Here is a 23781-nt window from a genome sequence, read left to right as displayed (position 1 = left end):
ACAGGGCAGCTATTCCAAAGAAAAGTTCGACACAAATCCACTTTTAACGCAGCACACAACAAAACAATAAGAGCAAAAAAGCGAAAGTCAAAAGCAATATTTTCTTTCATCAAAAAAGGTTATACCACAAAGCCTGTATTACTGCTTTGTGGTATAACCTTTTTTGACCTGCCAAGTTCTTCATCACTGTTTTGCTGTGCTGTTATAAATCGTCGCCAGAATATGTCTCATCTCACTGAGCGGAATCTGACCAGGTGCAGACACATCAACTGCCGATGCGAATGTTATGGCAGAACCAAAGACTCCGCCGCCGATTCTGCTGATTTTCCCCAAGTTCCCCATAGACATAGTCACTACAGGCTTTTGGGTATTATCGGATACCTGACGTGTCACTTCAAATAAGCGCAGGATATCCTCTGGCGTTTTCGGCATCATGGCAAGCTTAAGGATATCTGCCCCACACTCATCCATACCGTATAAAATCTCAGCCATTTTCTCACTCTCATATGTGATTTGGAAATTATGATTTGACCCGACAACCTTGCCATTCAGGTGATGGATCTGTCTGATCATTGAGCAGGCATTAAAGTCTTTTCGGTAAACCTCTACATCAATCAGATCCGCCTTTGCCTGCTGTGCAACAGCGATATTTAACGTCTGATACTCCCAAACGCTGATTTCTTTATTTCCGCCCTCTTCAACTGAACGGAATGTAAATATAACGGGAATCCCCCCAAAAATTCCAGAGAGACTCTCAAGGATTTGAAGTGCACTCTCTCCCTTCAGAACATCTTCATAGTAATCACTTCGCCATTCTACAAGATCCGGTTGGCTTCTGGCAATAATCTCACTTTGTGATAAGATCTCTTCCCTGCTCTTACCCGTAATAGGAACGCATATCCTGGGAATCCCATCTCCAAGAGTTATGCTTTTTATTCTTAAACTCATCTCAAACCTCAAAGTACATCTTTCTGATCCGATCAACTGGCATCATATGACCTGTCCATAACCGAAAGGATTCTGCACCCTGATAAAGCAGCATATACATTCCATTGAATGTATGGCAGCCTACAGATCGTGCCAATTTTAAGAGTTTCGTCTCTTTTGGCTCGTAGATCAGATCACTTACAATCAAACCGGGCCGTAATAAAGAGGAATCCTCGATCAGCGAATGATCCACATCCGGCGACATCCCCACAGGGGTGCCGTTTACCAAAATCGCACTTTGCAGGATGCAGCTTTGAAGACTTTCAACATCCCCCTGTTCATACAGAAGTACTTCGCAGGATGTCTCTTCATTTAGCCTTTTTGCCAGTTTCTCGGTTCTGTCGTAATAAGTGCTTTCTCTTCGCAAAAATATATGAATTCTTTTTACTCCATCAAGTGCCGCCTGCGCACATACCGCAGTCGCAGCACCACCGTTTCCAAGCACAGTCATCTCCTGACCAATAATATCATACCCTGCAGCATGTGCAGAACGCATAAATCCCACACCGTCTGTATTGCATCCTGTGAGAACACCTCCATCATTGATCACCGTGTTCACCGCTCCGATCAGGCTGGCAGCAGGCGACAGATGATCCATCAGAGAGACTATTCTGTTCTTATTCGGCATCGTAACATTAAACCCTCTGATGCCGCATGCTTTCAGTCCTTCCACTGCAGTTTTCAGGCAGTTCTCTTTCACGTCAAAACAAAGATAGACGTAGTCGAGTCCAAGTACACGAAAGGATTCATTGTGCATAAGCGGAGAGATACTGTGCGCCACCGGGCTTCCAAGAAGCCCCGTTAATTTTGTATTTCCGCTGATCTTCATTTCACACCTCAAATAGCTGAAGCAGGGTGCCTTTCAAAAGCCCCTGCTCTGATATGTTCATGTTAAGATTATGTTTATCGACTGCGATTCTTCAAAAAGTCCGGAATTTGGATATCCTTCTTCGGTACATTGCTTGTCACCTGACCGGATGCCGGTCTTGGCTGAGAAGACGTGCCAGAATTAGGCATATTCAGAGAAGGCATCTTGAATCCAGGATTACTATTCGTCTTTTGTTTATTTTCCGAAGCTTTTCTGGATGCAGATACACTTGCCTGTTTTGCTGTTGAATCATCCAGACCTGTTGCGATCACAGTGATCTTACAGGTATCTGTCAAAGAATCGTCATACATCGCACCAAAGATGATATTCGCATCTTCTCCGGCCAGATTCTGTACATAGCTTGCGGCATCGTTGGCATCCATAAGAGAGATATCACCGGAAATGTTGATGATAACATGGGTTGCACCTTCGATTGTAGTCTCAAGAAGCGGACTGGAAACGGCCTGCTGTACAGCTTCGAGAGCTTTGTCGTCTCCCTTTGACTCTCCGATACCAATATGGGCGATACCCTTGTCCGTCATAACGGTCTGAACATCTGCAAAATCCAGATTAATCAGTGCCGGCAGATTGATCAGGTCTGTAATGCCCTGTACTGCCTGCTGAAGAACTTCATCGGCCTTTTTCAGAGCTTCCGGCATGGTAGTTCTGCGGTCAACAATCTCAAGAAGTTTGTCATTCGGGATCACAATCAATGTATCCACGTTCTGCTTTAATTTATCAATTCCCATAAGGGCATTACTCATACGGGTCTTTGCCTCGAATCTGAACGGTTTTGTGACAACGCCGACCGTCAAGATACCCATCTCTTTTGCGATCCCGGCCACAATCGGAGCCCCACCGGTACCAGTTCCTCCGCCCATACCACAGGTGACGAATACCATATCTGCACCTTCCAATATTTGCTTTATCTCTTCAACGCTCTCTTCCGCAGCTTTCTCACCAATTTCCGGTTTTGCCCCGGCACCAAGACCTTTTGTCAGTTTCTCCCCAATCTGAAGAACGGTAGGAGCTTTGCATAAAGCTAATGCCTGTTTATCGGTATTGACACCGACAAACTCCACCCCTCCTATTGTTTCATCGACCATGCGGTTAACTGCATTGTTCCCAGCGCCACCGACACCGATGACGATAATCTTTGCGGACGATTCCGCTTCATTTGTCATAATTTCTAACAAGGTACTTCCTCCTTCACGGCATATGCCTATTTCTACTACCCGGCCGGGTAAGCTTTTGTCCTGATCATTTGTTTTTCTTTACACATACACGGATTGCTCCGTGTTTCACACTCCCACAATCCTGCAACATTCGAAGTCCGCCCTGATTGGGCTCCCTTGTCATGTTGTTCGGGTTCCAAAGTCATGTTGCATATAGTATTATAATATCTTTTCTTCAAGGATTAATCAACTCTTTTTTTACTTTTTCACTCTTTTTTTACTTTTTCGTAATGTTTCACAACCCCTGACAGACTGGCGATTCATTCTTTATCGAAAATAATGTTCTGAGTATCAGACTTATAGTCTTCCAGATGAAGGGTGCCTGATTCATTCGACAGCTCGGGGATGATCGCCACAGCTCTGGTCATCTTATCTTCTAATCTTTCGTCTTTTCCAAGATTCACTCTAATATTTCCGTAATGTAGTGTAAAATCATCTTGTCCGGACAGTTCAACGCTGTCGGGTTTCATGCTGTACTTGTCAAACATTCTCATAAGTTCCAGAATGCTGTCGAGAACCCGAACGTCTTTTACCTTTATTTTTGTTCCCTCTTTCTCGCTGTTAAACTCAAGTCCCGTGATCAGCGGGACATCTTCATATTCTTTATACTTGTCGGAGGTTTTCTGTTCCGTCTCCTCTTTTGGCATCGTCTGCAACACTGTTCCTTTTTTATCAAAATAATAATAAAAGCCCTCATACTCCACATATCCAATGGGATATCTCTCACTGACATGAAGGATAATTGAATTATGATTCAAATACTCAACATCTACAGACTCTATCACTGTCCGCCTGCCATATGTGATGTGGCTCTTTAATCTTGACATCAGGAAAGTATTCCAGGAGAATGGTTCCTTCATAACCATACCCTTGATCTCATCATCTGTGCAGCGTTTATTTCCCTCAACCTGAACATTCATCGTATAAAAGATAATGATAAACAGCAAAACTCCCATTAAAAAAATCCCGCCAGCCATAGCTCTGATCAAGCGTTTCTTTCTCTTGGGCAGTCCTCTTTTCCTTTTGTGTCCCATGAAATCCTCCACAAGTCATTCATTCATTCAACCTTTTTTTTGATTCTCCCACCTAGGCTTCGAATATCGCCGCAGATGTCCTGATATCCGCGCTCTATATGGCGAATTCCAGAAATTCGAGTGGTTCCTTTCGCACAAAGCCCGGCCAGAACCAGGGCCGCACCGCCTCTTAAATCAAAGGCTTCGACATCTGCGCCATAGAGAGAGCATCCATGAACAATCGCCGTGCTTTTCTCTATCCGGATATCTGCACCCATTTTTCTCATCTGCAGGGCTGCTTTAAAACGGTTTTCAAATATTGTCTCATTCACCTGACTCACCCCTGTCACTCCGGCGCATACAGCCAAAAGAGGGGATTGAAGATCCGTGGGAAATCCCGGATATTCTTCGGTTTCAAGATACGCAGCCGGATACTTAAGGTTCCGACTGTCCGATATTAGTTTACCACCTTTTACTTCATATTGTCCACCCATTTTATGATATACTGAAAGAAGAGCACTCATCTCTTCATCTGGCGCCTGATCCAGTATAATTTGTCCTCGGGTCGCCGCCCCGGCCAGAAGATAAGTTCCCGCGACAATTCGGTCCGCAGGCACCTGGAAAGTGGTTTGGGTCAATACGGAAACCCCTTTGATACAGATTCTCCCACTCTTTTCGCCTTCTATCTCCGCCCCCATGGCTCGTAACAGACGGCACAGATGAACAATCTCCGGCTCTTTCGCGCAGTTTTCAAGAATCGTCACTCCATCGGCACAGACGGCTGCCAGAACAGCATTCTCTGTAGCCCCCACACTGCGCCGTTCGAATCTGTAGAATCCTCCTTTCATTTCATCAGCATATCCTGTAATCATACCATCTTCCACTTTAAGGTGTGCTCCCAATGCCTCCAGAACCATCAGATGTAAGTCGACAGGTCTTTTTCCAATTGTACACCCACCGGGCAGCCCGATTCGGACTTTTTTCGTTCTGCCAAGCAACGCCCCCATTAAAATAACAGAGGAGCGCATCTTATCGGCATACGCTCCCGGTACAGCTTCTGAATCTATTTGACTGCAGTCTATATATATATCATCGGCATCCCTTTTAATCCCGGCGCCGATACTCTTTAAAATCCGTTCCATGCATCGCACATCCAGAATGTCAGGACAACCTTTCAGGCAAAGTGTTCCTCTTTGCAGCAGTGCGGCTGCCATCATGGGAAGGACAGCATTTTTTGACCCCTGAATACGAACTTCTCCATCCAGAGGAATTCCCCCTTCAATTTCATATAGGCCCAATGCTTTTAACTCCCGTCAGTCTTCTCTCAATATAGTATGCAGCTGTCACATTCTTTGACACGGCATTATACAGGTGTGAGTGTGTGCCTGCATAACAAGGGATCTGATCTCATAAACTAATGAAAAAGACGCATGTATAATGCTGAAGGGTCCGCTATGAAGAAAAAATACAGTATTGACTATACTCTGCTTGTTCTTGTCATGATTTTGATCATCTGCGGTCTTGTCCTTCTTTTTTCAACCAGTGCCTATAACGGCCGGGTCAAATTCCATGACAGTGCATATTATTTCAAAAAGCAGTTATTTGCAACTGCCCTGGGATTTTTCGCCATGATCATCGTCTCCCGAATGGATTACCACAAACTTCTGGCACTGGCTCCTGCTCTTTATGTTCTCTCACTTTTACTGTCTCTGGCTGTACTTTTCTTCGGTGATGAGTACAACGGTTCCAGGCGGTGGCTCTCCATAGGCCCTCTGTCTTTTCAGCCTTCAGAATATGCAAAGCTTGCCGTCATACTCTTTCTGGCCTATGTCATCGACCGCTCAAAGAGAAAAACCACAGGCATCTGGTTCATGATCATGATTCTGGTGAGTGTGCTCCCGATCGTTGCTCTCGTGGGATCCAATAACCTGAGTACTGCTATCATCATCCTTGGTATTGCCGTTATCACGATCTTCGTCTCCAACCCACACTATCTTCCTTTTATAGGAATCGGCTGTGCGGGTGTAGGATTAGTGACAGTCTTTCTCGGGATGGAAAGTTATCGCATGGAACGGCTTGCCATATGGCGGAATCCGGAAGCTTATGAAAAAGGCTTTCAGACAATCCAGGGGCTATACGCCATCGGAAGTGGGGGAGTCTTTGGAAAAGGATTGGGAAGTTCTCTTCAAAAACTTGGTTTTGTTCCTGAGGCGCAAAACGATATGATCTTCTCCATCATATGTGAAGAAACCGGTCTCGTCGGAGCAAGTCTTGTGATCCTCATCTTTGTGCTGCTGGTCTGGAGGCTGATGGTGATATCCACTCACGCCCCTGATCTGCCCGGAGCACTGATTGCCGCAGGCATCATGGGACATATGGCAATTCAGGTAATATTAAATATCGCAGTTGTCACAAACACAATACCAAACACGGGAATTACGCTGCCCTTCATAAGTTACGGCGGCACCTCTGTCTTGTTTCTCTTAAGTGAGATGGGGCTGGCGTTGTCTGTCAGCCGTCAGATGTTATAGGTTTCTTACATACTCTTTAAACTTGTCCCCGCGCTGCTCATAGCTGTCGAATTGTCCCCAGCTGGCACAGGCGGGGGACAAAAGCACTGCATCTCCTGGCAGTGCAAGTGCAGCACATCTTGACACAGCCTCCTCCAGATTCTCACACAAAATAATGTTATCCGCAGGGAATGAACCTGCCCGTGCCGCCTGTGCAATCTTCTCCTTTGTCTGTCCGATGAGCACCAGATACTTTACCTTGCCGTTGAATGCGCGAATCCAGCTGTCATAGGATGACTCCTTGTCAAATCCGCCCCCAATCAGAAGTGTCGGTCTGTTCATCGCCTGAATCCCTTTGATTGCAGCGTCTGGATTTGTGCCTTTCGAATCATTATAATATGTAACGTGGTTTTTCTCTGTTACATATTCAATCCGGTGTTCTACACCTTTAAACTTTTTGACGGTCTCTTTAATACAGGAAAGCGGAACTCCGATGCACAGAGCCATGGCGGCAGCTGTCATCACATTTTCATAATTGTGAAGCCCCAGAATCTTAAGCTTGGCAGTATCCACCACTTCTTGTTCAGCTTGTCCATCCCGGTACATGATATGTCCTTGGTCCAGGTATATACCGCTCTTAAGAACACGTTCAGATGAGAAATATATTACTCTTGGCTTGATCGTCTCACCAAATTTTCTCAAAACCTCATCTTCATAGTTCAAGATGCAATAGTCATCAGATGTCTGGTTACTTGCAATCAGTTCTTTCACACGGATATATTCTTCCATCGTATGATGACGATTCATATGATCCTCTGTGATATTGGTAATTGCACTGACTTTTGGATGGAATGTGCTGATCGTCTCCAGCTGAAAACTGGAAATCTCAGCTACCGTTACAGAATTCCTGGTTTCTTCTGCCGCTACTTTCGTATAGGGAATCCCGATATTGCCGACTACGAATGTCTCCGGATGATAATTCTTCATAATCTCTCCCAATAGTGTCGTCGTCGTTGTCTTTCCATTTGTACCCGTAACAGCCATCAATATACCCGATCCAAATCGGTAAGCCAGTTCCACTTCACCCCAGATCGGGATGCCGGCATCTCTGAGCTTTTCTACAACGGGCAGATCTGTAGGGACTCCGGGGCTTAACACTACCAGTTCTATTTCACTTAGAAGTTTTTTCGGAAACTCTCCGGTTATCACCTGGAATTTTTCCGGTTTTAATTTATCATTCTCATCGTAAATAAAAGGACATGCTCTGACTTTCAGCAAAAGCGCAGCGGCACTCATACCGCTTTTTTTCGCTCCAAACACGCAGACCTTTTTCCCTTGTAAATTCATAACTTTTCCTCCTAAAATCAGCTATACCCCCAGTATCGCGACCAGCGCAAGCATCGCCGTAACTGTGGAAAACACTGCAACTATGCGTGTCTCCGACCACCCCACCAGTTCGAAATGGTGATGAATCGGCGTCATCTTAAATATTCTCTTTCCATGTGTTATCTTAAAATAAGTGACCTGCAGCATTACAGATACAATCTCAAACAAATATATAAATCCTACAATCGGAATAAAAAGCGGCATCTGAAGCATGTAGGCTGTTCCGGCCACAAATCCTCCCAGCGCAAGTGATCCGGTATCTCCCATAAATACCTTGGCCGGAAACACATTAAACATAAGAAAACCCGCCAACGCTCCGATTACAGCGCAGATCATCGGTTCAATTCCACTTCTCTCTCCAATTGCAATCACCATGAAAAAAGTGGCTACAATAACCGTCACGCTTGATGCAAGTCCGTCAAGACCATCTGTAAAATTTACCCCATTGACTGTTCCGAGAACTACAAAGAACAACAGCGGAATTGCCATCCAACCAATATCAAGCAATTTACCCGGATAAAATGGAATCTTCATGGAAAGTGGAACATCGGTATAATGAATCATATAGTACGCAAATATCGCAGTCACAACAATCTGACAGACTAGCTTCTGCCCCGCAAGGAGGCCGTCCGATCTTCTCATCACAACCTTTAAGTAATCATCCAAAAAACCAATCAAACCAAATCCCAATGTCAAAAACAAAACCGGGATAATCTTTGGATATTCTTTTACATAGAATAAGGTTGTAACTGTGGTAGATATCAAAAAGATCAGTCCGCCCATCGTGGGTGTCCCGGCCTTCTTAAGATGAGACTTTACGCCCTCTATCCGCTCCGTCTGATCTATTCCAAGTTTTCTAAGAAACGGTATGATGACCGGTCCCAGTACGATGCTTATGACAAATGCCAGGAGCACCGGGATTACTATGTTTTTATAATCCATACTCTCCTCCATTCGTGAACACTGCTTTAGTATATATCCTCGAAAGTTCGATTGCAAGGCATATTTATTCGCCATCCTCGCTCTTCACCGGCACTTCCGCCTTCTCAATTCCAAGATAAGGGAATATATTCTCGAATATCTCTCTCATGGCAGGTGCGGCTATCGTGCCTCCCCAATAGATCCCTTTCGGATTATTGATGAGTAAGAGACCCAGCACTTTTGGATTGTCTGTAGGTGCAAACCCCAGAAAAGAAGAGATGTAGCGATTCGCACTTCTCGGAAGAGTCTGAGACGTCGCCGTCTTGCCGCCAATTTTATATCCCTCGATTTTTGCATTTTTACCGGACCCTTCCGATACTACACTTTCCAGGATATCACACACCTCATCGGATATTTTCTCCGAAAGAATGCCTTCTTTTGTCTTGAATTTTAATTTTTCTACCAAATTATCATCATCATCAACCACCTCCACGCCAAAGTGTGGTGTGATCCTTGTTCCGCCATTGACTAAAGAGCTGGCTGTCGCGGCAAGCTGCATGGGTGTCACTTGAAAGCTCTGCCCGAAAGACATCGTGGCAAGTTCTACGGGACCGACATTTGATTTTTTATGCATGATCGTATTCGCCTCGCCCGGAAGATCAACACCGGTTTTATCCATCAGCCCGAATCTATTTAAATACTTGTAAAAATTATCGACTCCCAGTCGCAAACCTACATCAATAAAGACCGGATTGCAAGAATTCTGAGCTCCCTGCACGAAAGTTTCCGTGCCATGGCCGGTTCTCTTGTGACAGTGGATTCTCCTGTCTTCTACAACTCGATAACCGCCACAGGTGAATGTATCATCCGGTTTTACAACGCCCTCCTCGAGAGCTGCTGACATCGTAAAGACTTTAAAGCAGGATCCTGGCTCATATGTATCATTGATACAGGGGTTTCTCCACATCTGATTACACAAATCCTGAATCTTTTCTTCCGTCATCCCAGAAGTATCCACATCATAATTTAAGGTAAAGGGATCATTCAGATTAAATTCCGGCACACTCACACACGAGTAAATCTCTCCGTTTTGTGGATTCATAAGTAGAATTGAGACAGAATCCGCCTGATGTTCCTGCATGACCTTTTTTGCAGCCTGTTCACAGTAAAGTTGAATATTAGAGTCAATGCTTGTGCGCAGATTATAACCGGCAACTGGCTCCACACGGCTTTCTCCTATTGTGTCAAGCTCAATCCCTCTGGCATCTGTAGTAGTCAATATTTTCCCGTTAATCCCTTCGAGTACATCATCATATTTTACCTCAAGTCCGATGATTCCCTGATTATCAGATCCGGTAAATCCGAGGACGTGTGAAGCTAAGGTATCATACGGGTAGTACCTTTTAAAATCCTCATCCACTTTTACCCCGCTGTATCCGTATTCCCGGATGCGATCACCGACCTCCTTGTCCACATTTGTCTTCACACGCTCTATTGATGAACGTTTCTCCACTCGTTTCCTCGCTGTCTCTTCCGGAATCTCCAATTCCTTCACAAGCATTCGGATCACTGCACTTTGATCCTCAATCTGGGAGTGGATTACGGAAATTGTGCAGACCGTCTTGTTTGCCGCGAGAATTACTCCATTGCTGTCTAATATCTTCCCACGTGCGGCTTTTATATCCCTCTCTCGCTCGTGAAGCTGATCTGCCTTTTTTGAGTAGTAATCAGATCTGAATACCATCAGATATACAAGTCTGCCCACTAGTCCGATCAGCATAGCGGCACACAAAAAGAAGATGACAACTACTTTCTTCTTATTATAGGTCTTGTTTTTGCGCATAGATTCACCCCATAGAAACCATTAATAAACTATATGGTTTTTTCCATGGGGTTAGTACTTTTTCATTCATTCGTAATTTCCGCGTCAGAATTCGTCACACCACCGCTTAACATATTATTATTGCCTGCAGAGGTTTCACCTTCTGGTGGCTTTGGAACATTCTCATCCACAACGCCGTCGGCTTTGTTCGTAGTCGAATCTTTATCTGGTAGTTCAACAGCCGATGGATCTGCTGGAAAGATGTTCAGGTAAGGCAGAAGTTCCTTCATGATCTTTTTATAGATTTGCTGGGGATAGATACTATTGGCCTGAATGGCTGCATTCGGCTCATCTACCACAACATACAAAGCAACCTGCGGATGATCAAGTGGTGCGAATCCGATGAAGGATACCAGATATTTTTTGTCAGTTCTCGGAATCTTCTGAGCTGTACCAGTCTTTCCGCCCATGCTATATCCCGCCACTTTTGCTTTCGCACCCGATCCATCAGAGTCCATCACAGTGCCCAGATACTGCCGGACTTCATTACTGACTTCCGGAGATATCGTCTTTCTGACCATAACCGGATCTATGTTCTCTACGACGGCTCCCAAACTGTCTGTTACTGAACTCACCACATGGGGTTTATAATAGGTTCCTCCATTGATCACAGATGAAAATGCAGCAATTTCCTGAATCATCGTGCCGGTAAAACCTTGTCCAAACGCTGCCGTGGCAAGCTCTGTCGAACCTAAAGCCTGTTGCGTATGGAGAATTCCGCTCCCCTCCCCAGGCAGATCGATTCCGGTATAATCCCCGAAATTAAATATTTTCTGATACCTGAGAAAGTTTTCTGCTCCCATCTTTTCTGCGATGTCCATCATCGCAACATTACAGGAATGTTTCAGACTGTCACCAAGGGATAATGTCCCATGCCCATTGGGATAGATTGCACATTTGATTTTCAGACCCGATACAGTTTTAAATCCATTGCAGTGATAAGTATCATCTGCCGATATACTGCCGCTCTCGAGTGCAGCCGCAACCGTCATAGGCTTTACCGTGGAACCCGGTTCAAAAGTATCAGAGATACAGAAATTTCTCCAGATCTTATTCAATGCATCCAGCTGTGCCTTATCATCCATGGCCGCAATCTCTTCCGCCGAATAAAAGGGCTTCAGATCCCTTGGATTATTCAGATCATACCAGTCGGAAGAATCCATTCCCAGAATCTCTCCGGTATTAGGGTTCATTGCAATTACACCGACATTTTTTGCAGCGGCAGTTCCATTTGGTCCGTTGGCCATCTCATTTTCATATGATTCCAACGCATCTCTGATAATCTGCTGGATGTTCGCATCGATGGTGGAGATAACATTTTTCCCGTTTATGGGATCCTGGATCGTCTGTTCCACATCAGCATCAGAATTAAAGTATCCGAACTGGCGTCCATTCACTCCATTTAGCAGGCTGGAATAATAACCTTCGATTCCCCAGTCAGCCGTTATCCCGTCATAGGTGAATCCAATCAGATCACTGGCCATAGAATTCATGGGGTATCTTCTGACATAAGTCTCTTCAAACCATACTCCCTTCACTCTCTGGCGCATCAGTTTTTCTTTGTCACTTAGGCTCTTATTTTCCTCATTGTCCAGATCCAGATAGTCTTCAAACTTTTTCTTGTCTGTGATGGACAATTGTTTTTTTAGAATCTGATACTGGCTGTTTTTTGTTTTATCATCCTCCAGACGGGAACGGATATCGTCCTCATCAAGGCCCAGAACCTCAACCAGTGCCTTTACGGTTGGTTCCAGATAAATCTTAGCAGACTTGTCCTTCACTTTTACCTTGCTGTTTACGATCTTGCAGTCCAAAATCACGTTATAAACTTTTTCGCTGGCAGCAAGGATGGTGCCATTTCGATCCTGAATTTCACCTCTCTTAAAAGGAATTACACGGCTGCTATACTGCTGCTGTGTCTGATTCAGAACCTGACGTTTATAATCCTGATGATCGCTGGCATTGATATACGTAATTCGAAGTGCTAAACCGACTAAAGCCAGCACGACTAAGATGAATAGTCCTACCAGCTTTTTACTTATCCTGCCGTCTTTTTTTCTTTCCTTTATGATGTTTTGACGCTTCTTTGTCGTTCTTTTGCTCAATTTGCGTCCTCACTTACTTCGTATCCGGAACGTCCGAGTATTGTCTGACATAACCCTCCTGGTCTATGTTGTAATACCGAACCTGTGATTCATCTGCATATTGAAGACCGAGACGGTTAAGGGCTGCCTCTTTGACTTTATCCATATTGACAGATGCCATCACTGTATTATAATAAGCATCATTATCTGCTTTCAATTTGCTTAATTTACTCTCCAGGGACATTACTGTTTCATTCTGTGTCGTCATCTGAGCCTTAAGCTGCAGAAAATTAACACAGAGTGCTACCATAACTGTACATATCGCGGTCAGAAAAAGAACATATCCCCTGCTCATCTGCATAGCACGCTTGCGATTCCTGCTTGTCCTTTTGCTGACTTTTCTCTTCGGAAGCTCTACACTTTCTTCTTCCAATGGAAGATCGGAAAGTCTACGAACAGCACTTCCATCTTCATAAGTATCTCTGACATAACGATCCGCTCTTGAATCTACCCTTCTATTTGATCTTCTTGCCATAACGCACTCCTGACACCGGCAAACTCACTTTCTTCGTTCAAAAACCCGCAGTTTTGAACTTTTCGACCGCTTATTTGCCTCAATTTCTTCTCTTGTCGGTATAATCGGTTTACGGGTAAGCACTTTCCCCTTGGATTTTCTGCCGCATACACATACCGGAAACTCCGGCGGACAGATACAGGGATCTTCATTCTTCTTAAATGATGTCTTTACAATGCGGTCTTCCAGAGAATGAAAGGTAATCACACATAGTCTTCCTCCATCACTTAATAATTCGATCATTCCATCCAAAGAATCTTTCAGTACATCCAGTTCCTGATTCAGTTCAATTCGTATGGCCTGAAAAGTTCTCTTGGCCGGATGTCCGCCAGTGGCACGGACCTTGGCAGGTATGGCATGTTTGATGATCTCGATTAACTCCCCAGTCGTCTCGATCGCTGCCTCTTGTCTGGCGATACAGATATGCTTTGCTATGTTCTGTGCAAATCTCTCTTCGCCGTAATCCCTGATAATCCGATAAAGATCTTTCTCAGAATATTGATTTACGATATCGGCTGCGGTACGCTCTTGCCTTCGGTCCATACGCATGTCCAGCGGCGCATCTACTCTGTACGTAAACCCCCTGTCGGGAGAATCCAACTGAAAGGAAGAGACTCCCAAATCAAGCAGGATTCCATCTACCTGAGTAATACCCCTTATTTCAAGCTCCTCTTTCATATGGCAGTAATTGTTTCGAATAATCGTGATCTGGTCTTCATAGTCGCGAAGCCGTTCCCCAGCGGCATATATTGCATCTGCATCCTGATCAAAACCAATCAGCTGTCCCTTGTCTGACAATCTTTTACAGATCTCGAGAGCATGTCCTGCCCCTCCTATGGTCCCATCAATATAAATCCCATCCGATTTAATGTTAAGACTGTCAATCGTCTCTTTTAGTAACACCGATTTGTGTTTAAATTCCATTAAATTATCTCCTGATCAGAGTGTGATTCCCAGATCTGAAAGTCCTTCAGCGATCGAATCCATATCATCATAATCACTATTCGCGCTCCACTTGTTCTTACTCCAGATTTCAATTCGATTTATATTGCCTGTAAGGACTACTTCCTTTGTCAGACCAGCAAATTCCCGCAACGTCTGCGGTACGAGAATTCTCCCCTGCTTGTCCAGTTCGCAAGATGCTGCCCCGGCAACGAAGAAACGAGTAAAAGTTCTGGCATTCTTGTTCGTAAGTGGTAAGCTGCGTAATTGCTTTTCGAATGTTTCCCATTCATTCATGGGATAGATGGAGAGACACCCGTCCAATCCTTTTGTCAGAACGAACTCATCACCGAGCTGTTCACGAAATTTAGACGGGATAATCAGCCTCCCCTTTGGGTCAATCGTATGATTATACTCTCCCATGAACATAAGCAATTACCTCTCTTTGAAAATGAAAGTCTCCCCACTTTCATTCTTCGGATGCGTTTTGTCGTTCACTGCCACATTCCCTCCATTACGCACCACTTTTCACCACTTTGTACCACTTATGGGTCTATTCTAACTTAAAGCACAGGAAAAATCAAGGTATTTTTGAAGATTTTATGATACAAAACATTCTCAAAATACCCGAAGTTCGTGGGCTTTCGACAAAAAAAGAGGATAAACTTTATGCAAGTTTATCCTCTTGTGTAGTGGTTGTATAGCAACCATATGTTCCTACCAGATATGGTATGAATCCCGAACTATCATCACACATTAAACCGAAACAAGATCACATCGCCGTCTTTTACAATATAATCTTTTCCCTCCATCCGCACAAGTCCCTTGTCTCTTGCGCTGCTGTAAGATCCACAGTCTAACAGTTCCCGATAATTAATCACCTCGGCTTTGATAAATCCACGTTCGAAATCGGTGTGTATCTTTCCCGCTGCCTGTGGTGCTTTTGTATTCACTGGAATTGTCCATGCTCTGGTCTCATCTTCTCCGGCTGTCAGAAAGCTCATAAGTCCTAAAGTGCGGTAACTGGTCTCGATTAGTTTGTCAAGACCGGATTCCTTAAGCCCCAAATCTTCCAGAAATTCCTGTTTCTCATCTTCATCCAGTTCCGAAATTTCTGCTTCGATTTCAGCACAGATCACGAATACCTCACTGTTGTGGACAGACGCATACTCTCTCACGCTTTGAACGCATGGATTCGACGCTCCGTCATCCGCAAGATCGTCTTCGCCGACATTTGCTGCATAGATCACCGGCTTATCAGTCAGCAGATTATATTCCTTAATCCAGACCAGTTCATCCTCATCATCTGTTTTGAAGGAGATAGCATCTTTACCGTCCTCCAGATGTGCCTTCAGGCGTTTTTGCATGTCCAGTTCTTTCGCAGCCGCTTTATCCATACGGGCCGATTTTGCAGTTTTGGAAATTCTTCTGTCCAGAACCTCGATATCTGCAAAGATAAGTTCCAAATCTATCGTCTCGATGTCCCGTCCCGGATCAATAGAACCATCCACATGTACGACATTCTCATCCTCAAAGCAGCGGACAACATGCACGATTGCATCCACTTCGCGGATATTAGCCAAGAACTGATTACCAAGGCCCTCGCCTTTCGAGGCGCCCTTTACTAAACCGGCAATGTCAACAAACTCTACCGTTGCCGGTGTGACTTTTTTGGAATGATAAAAATCACCCAGTAATTTGATTCTTTCATCCGGTACCGGTACAATCCCTACATTAGGGTCTATCGTACAAAAGGGATAATTCGCCGATTCTGCTCCGGCTTTTGTCAGTGAATTAAACAGCGTACTTTTCCCAACATTTGGCAATCCAATAATTCCTAATTCCATAATAATCCTTTCTCTATCAGCTTTCTTTATCTACATAATTGTAAGACACTTTGTCTGTTCGCAATCCTGATGATACCACATTACGGTAAAGTTTAAAAGAGGCAGCCTTTGTAATCTCACAGTTTAGTCCTTAGACTGTATCATAAGCAGAATTCCGCTTTGAAACTCTACACTGGCATTATCTTCTGCAATTTCGTTGCTGAGTGAAAGACCGCAGCTTACATGCGTCAGATGATAACGTGTCAAAGGATATTTGAATCCTGTCAAGGTGAGATCTGTCACCTCATCACCCCAGGGAAAAAAAGACACGTAATTTCCGTACTGTTCTTCCCTTTTCAAAATGGCCGGACGAATCAGCGCCGTGATCAGATTATTCGGATCAATCAGATACATTCGAATTCCTTTTAACACCGCCAAAACCAGCAGCTGTATATTCGCAATCATATGATCTATGCGAGTTCCGGTTGCACCCAGAAGGTATATAGTGTCCACACCCAGATCAAGAGAAAGATGAAATGCTGCCTCTGTATCGGAATCATCCTTTTCCGGTTTGAGTCGACGAATAGAAATATCGGCGTCTGATTCATATCTTTCTAAGATTCCCCCGGGAAGACTGTCAAAATCACCCACAATATAATTCGGACGGATTCCCTGCTCACTGCAAAACTTTAGTCCCCTGTCTATGGCGGCTATCTGATCCCCTTCATGCCTTTTTATAAAATCGAGGACAAAATCTGGATCGATTCTGCCCCCGCTGATTAATATCATGTTCAACTTTTCTTTCCTGCTTTCCTGTTGTATTGGGCAAACTGTTCCTGAAACTTATGAATATGATCTGTGATATCGCCATGGAACACTGCAGAGCCGGCAACAATCACATTTGCCCCGGCATCCAGAACCGTATTGATGGTATCAAAATTAATTCCTCCATCTACCTCGATGTCTGCCTGATATCCCAAAGAATTTATCTTCTCTCTCAATCTTCGGATCTTGGAAGTACAAGAAGGAATGTACCTTTGGCCACCAAATCCGGGATTTACCGTCATCAAAAGAACCATGTCCACTTTATCGAGAACATATTCTAAGGTATCAAGAGAAGTTGCAGGATTTAACGCTACACCTGCCTTTGCACCACATTCATGAATCAAAGTAAGTGTGCGGTCGAGATGTGTACAGGCTTCGGTATGCACAGTGATCATGTCCGCTCCGCTTTTTGCAAACTCCTTGATATATCTCTCCGGTTTCTCAATCATCAGATGAACGTCAAGAAAAAGGGAGGTATGTTCTCTGACAGAACTGATCACGGGCATTCCCATAGATATGCTTGGTACAAACATCCCATCCATAACATCGACATGAAGCCACTTACATCCGGCCTTTTCAACCTGCATAATCTGTTTTTCCAGATTGTAAAAATCCGCTCCCAGGATAGAGGGTGACAACTGATACATTCTTAATATCTCCTTTTTTCTCTTTCTTTTTGTTCATTGTAAAAAGACACATAATTATCATATCTGGATGCAGATAGCACGCCGGCAGATACATCCTTTTTGACTTGACAGCCTGGTTCATGCACATGGACACAGCCGTTAAAACGACATCGGCCTTCATACGGTTCAAATTCCGGAAAATAAAACCGGAGTTTTTCGTCTGAAACATCAATAAGGTCCAGAGAACTAAACCCTGGTGTGTCCATGATAAATGTATCATTATCCACCAGGATGAGCTGTGAGTGCCTCGTCGTGTTCTTCCCACGTTTCAGTTTCTTACTGATCTCCCCTGTTTCCATCAGAACATTCTTTTGAAGAAGGTTCGTAATCGATGATTTTCCAACGCCAGAAGGACCTGATACAACTGTAGTTTTTCCCTGAAGTTTCTTTCTTATCTCGTCTATGCCCTCATTTTGCTTTGCACTGCAAAAAAGTACGTCATAACCGCACCCCAGGTAGATCTTTTCAAGCTCCGCAGCCTGGTCCTTGCAAACCAGATCCTCCTTGTTAAAACAAATCACGGCCGGAACATGCTGCAGCTCCATCATGAGAAGAAACCGATCTAAAAGGCCAATATTGGGTTTTGGGCTTTCCAGCGCAAAAATCACCATCGCCTGATCGGCATTTGCTACAGCCGGTCGTATCAGTTCATTCTTTCTCGGCAGAATCTGATATATATTTCCGGTCATTTCGCCAGAATCCAGAACTTCTATCTCAACATTGTCTCCCACAAGAGGTTTTTTCTTCTCTTTTCTGAATATGCCCTTTGCTTTACATTCATAGATGCCGGATTCTGCTACTACATAGTAGAATCCGGCAATTCCTTTTATTATTTTACCTGTCATATATGATATTTGTCATCAGCCCGCCTTATCGGGATCGTAGACCGTAAGTGTAATTGTTTTGCCAGATGCAAGTTTGCTCCCGTCTGGAACATCCTGTCCTACGATTTCACCTTTTCCGACTTTCCCCTCAGAAGTATATACAACTTTGACTGTTAGTCCGGAAGCTTCAAGTTTTGCTTTCACAGTCGAAACAGGAGACCCACTATAGTTACCAATCGGTACATCTGATGCGTTTGTGCTGTCACCCTCACCGTTTGTATTGCCCTTATTCGAATCGTCGTTATCATTCGGTTTCTCAGGTACAGGTGTCGATTTGGGCCCATTGCTTACAATCATTGAAATCTCTGAACCCGGAGCTACCTTGCTTCCCGGTGCCGGACTCGTTGTGATAACATTGCCTGCTGCAACGGAATCACTGTTCTGCTTTTCAACATGATCGGAAACAATCAGTCCCAGAGCCGCAAGTTTCGCTGTCGCATCAGCCTGACTGACACCGGTAATCTCACTTGGGACCTCTATCTGAGCTTTTCCTGTACTAATCTTGAAGTTAACCGTAGTATTCTTTTCTATCTTCTGTCCGGCAGCAATCTCCTGTGAAGATACTTTACCCTCTTCTACCGTGTCCGAATTTTCTTCGCCGGTGTATCTTCCGCCGAGATTGAGGCTGTTCAAAAGATCCATGGCTTCCTGCTGAGTTTTATTCGTAATATCCGGCACTGTAACCTGATTGTCTTCATTTGCAGGTTTTACAGGTTCTGTGTTTTCAGTTTTGTCTTTATCGGCTGCATCGTTATTGGAAGAATCCTTGTCCTTGTCCTCTTCTATCTGAGTTGGTTCCGGTGTAACTGTTGGCTTGTTCTTTTTTCCGGCCCCCATGATTCCTGCTGCTTTTGCTATGAAAAAGATCAGTATGACAACAATTAAAGCTCCGATAATAAAGCTCGCAATCGTTATTCCTTTTTCAAGTCCCGATTTTTCATCGTCATCGTCGTCATAATCATCGTAATCGTCATCGTCGTCATCATTTCCATCATAGTCCTCATCATCAGTGGAATCCAGATCCGCATACATATTCTCGGTGGTATCACCGCTGTCCCTTACCTGCGTATTTCGAATATCCTCCATCTCTTCCGGGGAGAGCATAACTGTCTTTGCATGTGAACTTAGCGGTGCAATACCCACAAAATTCCCCTGCGGGTCCATAAGTGAATGTTTCAGATCGTCAATTAGTTCCGTCATGTTGCTGTATCGGCGGTCCGGACTTTTCTGCGTACACTTTAATATGATCTGTTCCAGTGCATAGGGAAGACCCGGTGCATATTTTGACGGTGGAACGATTTCCTCCTGAAGGTGCTTGATGGCGATGGCCACCGTTGTCTCTCCGTCAAAAGGTACCCTTCCCGTTACCATCTCATAAAGTGTGATTCCCAGTGAATAGATATCACTCTTCTCGTTGCTGAATCCACCTCTTACCTGTTCCGGCGAACTATAGTGAACCGATCCCATCACATTTGAAGTTATGGTATTGGAATTTGTCGCCTTTGCAATACCAAAATCTGAAAGCTTTACCTTTCCATCCACAGAGATAATGATATTCTGTGGTTTGACATCCCTGTGGATAATTCCACGGTTATGGGCTGCCTGCAGTCCCAGTGATACCTGAATTGCAATGCTAGTCGCTTCTTTCACGCTCAGTTTACCTTTTCTGACAATATAATCTTTCAGCGTGATGCCCTCAACCAGTTCCATTACGATATAATAGAGACCATTTTCATCTCCGAAATCATAGACATTTACAATGTTCGGGTGTGAAAGCCCTGCTGCGGACTGGGCCTCTTTGCGAAATTTAGATATAAATGTCGGATCCTCCTGGAATTCCGATTTCATGACTTTGACAGCCACCATACGATTTAGTTTATTGTCGTTCGCTTTGTATACATCGGCCATGCCGCCGCCGCCGATACGATTGACGACCTCGTATCTTTTTCCTATTATTGTTCCCTCTTTTAACATTCTCTCACCTCGTTAGTAAATGGTTCGACGATGATAACTGTTATGTTATCTTTTCCGCCATTTGCATTTGCCATTTCAATCAGCTTCTGTGCCTTATTCCCCTCCTGAATCTGGATGGTCCCATAAATTTCTTCATCTGTAACCATATTTGTAAGTCCATCCGAGCACATCACAATCTGATCTTTCGGCTCCAATTTCACATCAAAAAAGTCAATATCGACTTCTTCACTTGTTCCTATTGCTCTAGTAATAATATTCTTATCCGGATGATTTCTTGCCTCTTCCGGAGTAAGCTCCCCAATTCTTACCATTTCTGCGATCAAAGAATGATCTCTCGTTATCTGTTTGAGGCTGTCAGCTCCAATATACAGCCTGCTGTCGCCGACATTCGCTATGTAGGCATAGCTGCCAACGATTGTAGCGACAACCATAGTAGTTCCCATTCCCGCCATAGAGGCATCCTTTTTTGCCTGCGTAAGCACCAGCTGATTGGCTGCTTCCATTCCATGGCGAAGTATCTTCACTGGATTAAAATTAGTGTCTTTTTGCACTGTCTCCACCAGCACCGATACGCCAAATCTTGAGGCAAAATCGCCTGCATTGTGTCCGCCCATACCGTCAGCAACAACAAACAGGTTCGGAAGATTACCTACCGGCTGTTCGGAAACATATACAAAATCCTGATTCATCTGCCTCTTTTGGCCGATGTCTGTTTCAGCATATACCTTCATGTCTCCCTCTCCTATTCGGATTTATCTATGTATTTTCGACGTAACTGTCCACAGGCACCGTCTATATCGCTGCCCATTTCTCTTCTAATAGTAACATTAATTCGGTATTTTTCAAGTTTATTTTTGAAATTTTCCATTACTTTTTTTTCTGACTTTACATAACTTCGCTCTCTGACGGGGTTCACGGGAATCAGATTTACGTGGCAATTTATGCCTTTTACGAGTGCCGCAAGCTGCGCCGCATCCGTCTCACTGTCATTCTTCCCGCCGACTAAGGCATATTCGAAAGTGATTCTTCGACCGGTTTTATGAAAATAATACCGGCATGCGTCGAGTTCTTCTTTGATTGTATATTTATTTGCAACCGGCATTAATTCTCTTCGTTTCTCGTCATTTGGAGCATGTAAAGACAAGGCCAGTGTGATCTGAAAATTTTCATCTGCCAGTTCATAAATCTTCGGAACGATTCCACAGGTCGAAACCGTGATATTTCTCTGACTTAAGTTCATACCGTTTTCATCGCTGATCAGCCGGATAAATCGAATAAGATGATCGAGATTCTCCAGTGGTTCTCCAGTGCCCATCACAACAACGTTTGACACTTTTTCACCAGTGATCCGGGTGATCTCATAGATCTGTTCCAGCATCTCGGATGCACTTAAGTTTCGGATCAGTCCTCCAATCGTGGATGCACAGAATCTACATCCCATTCGGCATCCCACCTGTGAGGAAATACAAACAGAATTCCCGTGATGATACTTCATCCACACGCTTTCTATCACATTTCCATCCTCCAGACGAAACAAGAACTTTTTGGTTCCGTCAATCTTCGACTCCTGAACCTCTAAAAGTTCTGGAATAACAAGGGGGTATCCGTTTATCAGCTGTTCTCTTAAGCTTTTTGAAAGATTTGTCATCTCGCCATAAGAGCGTGACTGTTTCTTATGAATCCAGTCGAAGAGCTGTCTTGCCACGTAGGGTTTCGCACCCAGACGCTCAGTCACCTGATACAGCTCGTCCATATATATAGATCCTATATCTAAATCATTAACATCTTCTATCATAAACTCTCCTGTTTCTTTAATCTTGCAAGAAAGAATCCATCACAGTCAAAACATCCCGGCAGCAGCTGCAGATAACCCTCTTTCGTTGTCATAAGATGTAGGTTCTCATCAAAATAAGGATCCAGTGACTCCAGTTGAAACGGAAAATGTTTGGTAAACCACATCACCTGATCAATATTTTCAGATTTTCCAATCGTACAGGTGCTGTAGATCAAGACACCGCCATCTTTCGTATAACGTGCAGCATTTTTTAGAATCTCTCTTTGGAGTTTTAATAGTGATTCTTGTTTCTCATGGGATGCCTTATATTTGATATCCGGCTTTTTCCCAATCACACCATATCCTGAACAGGGGACATCACAAAGGACAATATCTGCACAGCCTTCATCCTCTTGATAATATCTGGAAGCATCCTTAACTTGTGTTCGAATATTCTGTAGACCCAGCCGTTCAATATTATCTTGAATCAACCCTACTTTATAATCCGATATATCCCTGGATTCCACCATTCCTGTTCCGTTCAAAAGATCCGCAGCATGCAGACTCTTGCCACCAGGAGCAGCACACAGATCAAGGACGAAATCTCCGGCAGAGATACCTGCCGCCTGTGCCACAAGCATGGAACTCGGGTCCTGCACCTGAATATCCCCATCTGCAAATGCATCCAGACTAGCGAGATAATCATAATTCTCCAGGATATAAGCATCTTTGGCATAATTGGCTTTCGTCACCCTGACACCTTGCTTTTCCAATTTTTGTATTGTCTGCTCTGTATCATGACCAGTCCGGCTAAACCGAACCGTCAGGGGACGATGCTCTAAAAAAGAGCCTAAGATCTTTTCACAAGTCTCCTCTCCATATTCCCCGCACCATTGTTTTACCAGCATTTCCGGCATGGAATAACGGACAGATAAGTATCTTGCAGGGCTGGCACTTCGGTCCGGCCAGACGATATCATCTACCCGGCGGCTTATATTTCGAAGAACGCCGTTCACAAAACTTTTTAGATTACGGAAACCTTTCCTCTGGGCCAGCTTTACAGCTTCGTTTACAGCTGCCCTATCAGGCACGCTGTCCATATATCTCATCTGATATACCGACATTCTTAATATCTCGCGAATCACCGGCTTCATCTTCTTTACCTTAATATCTGATACACAGTCAATGATATAATCCAGCTGAATACGGTACTCAATCGTACCCTCACTGATACGGGTGATAAACGCGCGGTCGCATTTCGAGAGAAACTGATATTTATCAAGTACATTCCCAATTACAGTCTGACACTGCCTGCCTTCTCTGTCAGTCTCAAGTAATATCTCAAGTATTAATTCTCTTGTGTTAATTTCCATCTATATTGTCCCATCTAATATCTATCTTCGTCATTCG

The 23781-nt window shown here is 44.1% G+C and carries 21 protein-coding genes; 1 reads left to right on the top strand and 20 read right to left on the bottom strand.

From position 1 onward, the window contains the following. Positions 1–183: 183 nt before the first annotated feature. The 5 genes from aroD to murA all read right to left on the bottom strand — a co-directional run bounded on the left by aroD (position 184) and on the right by murA (position 5401). Positions 184–948: a type I 3-dehydroquinate dehydratase gene (aroD, locus tag INP51_RS04590; protein ID WP_193736552.1), complete on the bottom strand. Its 765-nt coding sequence runs from the start codon at positions 946–948 to the stop codon at positions 184–186. 1 nt (position 949) lies between these two features. Beyond that, entirely contained in the window at positions 950–1816 is an 867-nt protein-coding gene (locus INP51_RS04585) for a shikimate dehydrogenase (RefSeq protein ID WP_193736551.1), read from the bottom strand. A gap of 74 nt (positions 1817–1890) precedes the next feature. Beyond that, complete coding sequence (gene ftsZ, locus INP51_RS04580) at positions 1891–3039, bottom strand: cell division protein FtsZ (RefSeq protein ID WP_193737241.1); 1149 nt, start codon at positions 3037–3039, stop codon at positions 1891–1893. Positions 3040–3350: 311 nt separating this feature from the next. Beyond that, positions 3351–4124, bottom strand: a complete 774-nt coding sequence (locus INP51_RS04575) for a cell division protein FtsQ/DivIB (protein WP_193736550.1) — start codon at positions 4122–4124, stop codon at positions 3351–3353. A 23-nt stretch (positions 4125–4147) separates the two neighbouring features. Then, positions 4148–5401, bottom strand: a complete 1254-nt coding sequence (gene murA, locus INP51_RS04570) for a UDP-N-acetylglucosamine 1-carboxyvinyltransferase (protein WP_193736549.1) — start codon at positions 5399–5401, stop codon at positions 4148–4150. Between the two features lie 156 nt (positions 5402–5557). On the opposite strand from murA, the gene INP51_RS04565 reads away from it, so the two are divergent. Beyond that, the gene (locus INP51_RS04565) at positions 5558–6634 is read left to right on the top strand and encodes an FtsW/RodA/SpoVE family cell cycle protein (RefSeq protein ID WP_193736548.1); all 1077 of its coding nucleotides are present in this window, start codon (positions 5558–5560) and stop codon (positions 6632–6634) included. Here INP51_RS04565 and murD read toward each other — a convergent pair. From murD to rsmB, 15 genes are all read right to left on the bottom strand, one after another. After that, on the bottom strand, positions 6629–7960 hold the full coding sequence (gene murD, locus INP51_RS04560) for a UDP-N-acetylmuramoyl-L-alanine--D-glutamate ligase (protein WP_193736547.1): 1332 nt from the start codon (positions 7958–7960) through the stop codon (positions 6629–6631). The two genes, INP51_RS04565 and murD, sit on opposite strands and share 6 nt — an antisense overlap. Before the next feature lie 21 nt (positions 7961–7981). Continuing rightward, positions 7982–8941, bottom strand: a complete 960-nt coding sequence (mraY, locus tag INP51_RS04555) for a phospho-N-acetylmuramoyl-pentapeptide-transferase (protein WP_193736546.1) — start codon at positions 8939–8941, stop codon at positions 7982–7984. 64 nt (positions 8942–9005) lie between these two features. After that, positions 9006–10763 carry a peptidoglycan D,D-transpeptidase FtsI family protein gene (locus tag INP51_RS04550; protein WP_193736545.1) on the bottom strand — a complete coding sequence of 586 codons (1758 nt, stop codon included), beginning with the start codon at positions 10761–10763 and terminating at the stop codon, positions 9006–9008. Positions 10764–10825: 62 nt separating this feature from the next. Beyond that, entirely contained in the window at positions 10826–12907 is a 2082-nt protein-coding gene (locus tag INP51_RS04545; protein ID WP_230406878.1) for a peptidoglycan D,D-transpeptidase FtsI family protein, read from the bottom strand. A gap of 13 nt (positions 12908–12920) precedes the next feature. Then, positions 12921–13421, bottom strand: a complete 501-nt coding sequence (locus tag INP51_RS04540) for a hypothetical protein (RefSeq protein ID WP_193736544.1) — start codon at positions 13419–13421, stop codon at positions 12921–12923. A 24-nt stretch (positions 13422–13445) separates the two neighbouring features. Then, entirely contained in the window at positions 13446–14384 is a 939-nt protein-coding gene (gene rsmH / locus INP51_RS04535) for a 16S rRNA (cytosine(1402)-N(4))-methyltransferase RsmH (protein ID WP_193736543.1), read from the bottom strand. Positions 14385–14399: 15 nt separating this feature from the next. After that, a complete protein-coding gene (gene mraZ, locus INP51_RS04530; protein WP_193736542.1) occupies positions 14400–14831 on the bottom strand; it encodes a division/cell wall cluster transcriptional repressor MraZ in 432 nt (143 codons plus the stop codon). 320 nt (positions 14832–15151) lie between these two features. After that, positions 15152–16249: a redox-regulated ATPase YchF gene (ychF, locus tag INP51_RS04525; RefSeq protein ID WP_193736541.1), complete on the bottom strand. Its 1098-nt coding sequence runs from the start codon at positions 16247–16249 to the stop codon at positions 15152–15154. Between the two features lie 123 nt (positions 16250–16372). Beyond that, a complete protein-coding gene (locus tag INP51_RS04520; RefSeq protein ID WP_193736540.1) occupies positions 16373–17017 on the bottom strand; it encodes a thiamine diphosphokinase in 645 nt (214 codons plus the stop codon). A 2-nt stretch (positions 17018–17019) separates the two neighbouring features. Further along, positions 17020–17700 carry a ribulose-phosphate 3-epimerase gene (rpe, locus tag INP51_RS04515; RefSeq protein WP_193736539.1) on the bottom strand — a complete coding sequence of 227 codons (681 nt, stop codon included), beginning with the start codon at positions 17698–17700 and terminating at the stop codon, positions 17020–17022. 2 nt (positions 17701–17702) lie between these two features. Further along, the gene (rsgA, locus tag INP51_RS04510; RefSeq protein ID WP_193736538.1) at positions 17703–18584 is read right to left on the bottom strand and encodes a ribosome small subunit-dependent GTPase A; all 882 of its coding nucleotides are present in this window, start codon (positions 18582–18584) and stop codon (positions 17703–17705) included. Positions 18585–18599: 15 nt separating this feature from the next. Further along, positions 18600–20597 carry a Stk1 family PASTA domain-containing Ser/Thr kinase gene (gene pknB / locus INP51_RS04505; RefSeq protein WP_193736537.1) on the bottom strand — a complete coding sequence of 666 codons (1998 nt, stop codon included), beginning with the start codon at positions 20595–20597 and terminating at the stop codon, positions 18600–18602. Continuing rightward, complete coding sequence (locus INP51_RS04500) at positions 20591–21328, bottom strand: Stp1/IreP family PP2C-type Ser/Thr phosphatase (protein ID WP_193736536.1); 738 nt, start codon at positions 21326–21328, stop codon at positions 20591–20593. The genes pknB and INP51_RS04500 overlap by 7 nt, the downstream gene beginning before the upstream one ends. An 11-nt stretch (positions 21329–21339) precedes the next feature. Next, positions 21340–22392, bottom strand: a complete 1053-nt coding sequence (gene rlmN, locus INP51_RS04495; RefSeq protein ID WP_193736535.1) for a 23S rRNA (adenine(2503)-C(2))-methyltransferase RlmN — start codon at positions 22390–22392, stop codon at positions 21340–21342. After that, positions 22389–23744, bottom strand: a complete 1356-nt coding sequence (gene rsmB, locus INP51_RS04490) for a 16S rRNA (cytosine(967)-C(5))-methyltransferase RsmB (protein WP_193736534.1) — start codon at positions 23742–23744, stop codon at positions 22389–22391. The genes rlmN and rsmB overlap by 4 nt, the downstream gene beginning before the upstream one ends. Positions 23745–23781: the final 37 nt, after the last annotated feature.

Origin of the sequence: Blautia liquoris (genome assembly GCF_015159595.1) — a bacterium.
GTDB lineage: Bacteria > Bacillota > Clostridia > Lachnospirales > Lachnospiraceae > Novisyntrophococcus > Novisyntrophococcus liquoris.
This window is presented reverse-complemented; position numbering and strand designations above follow the sequence as displayed.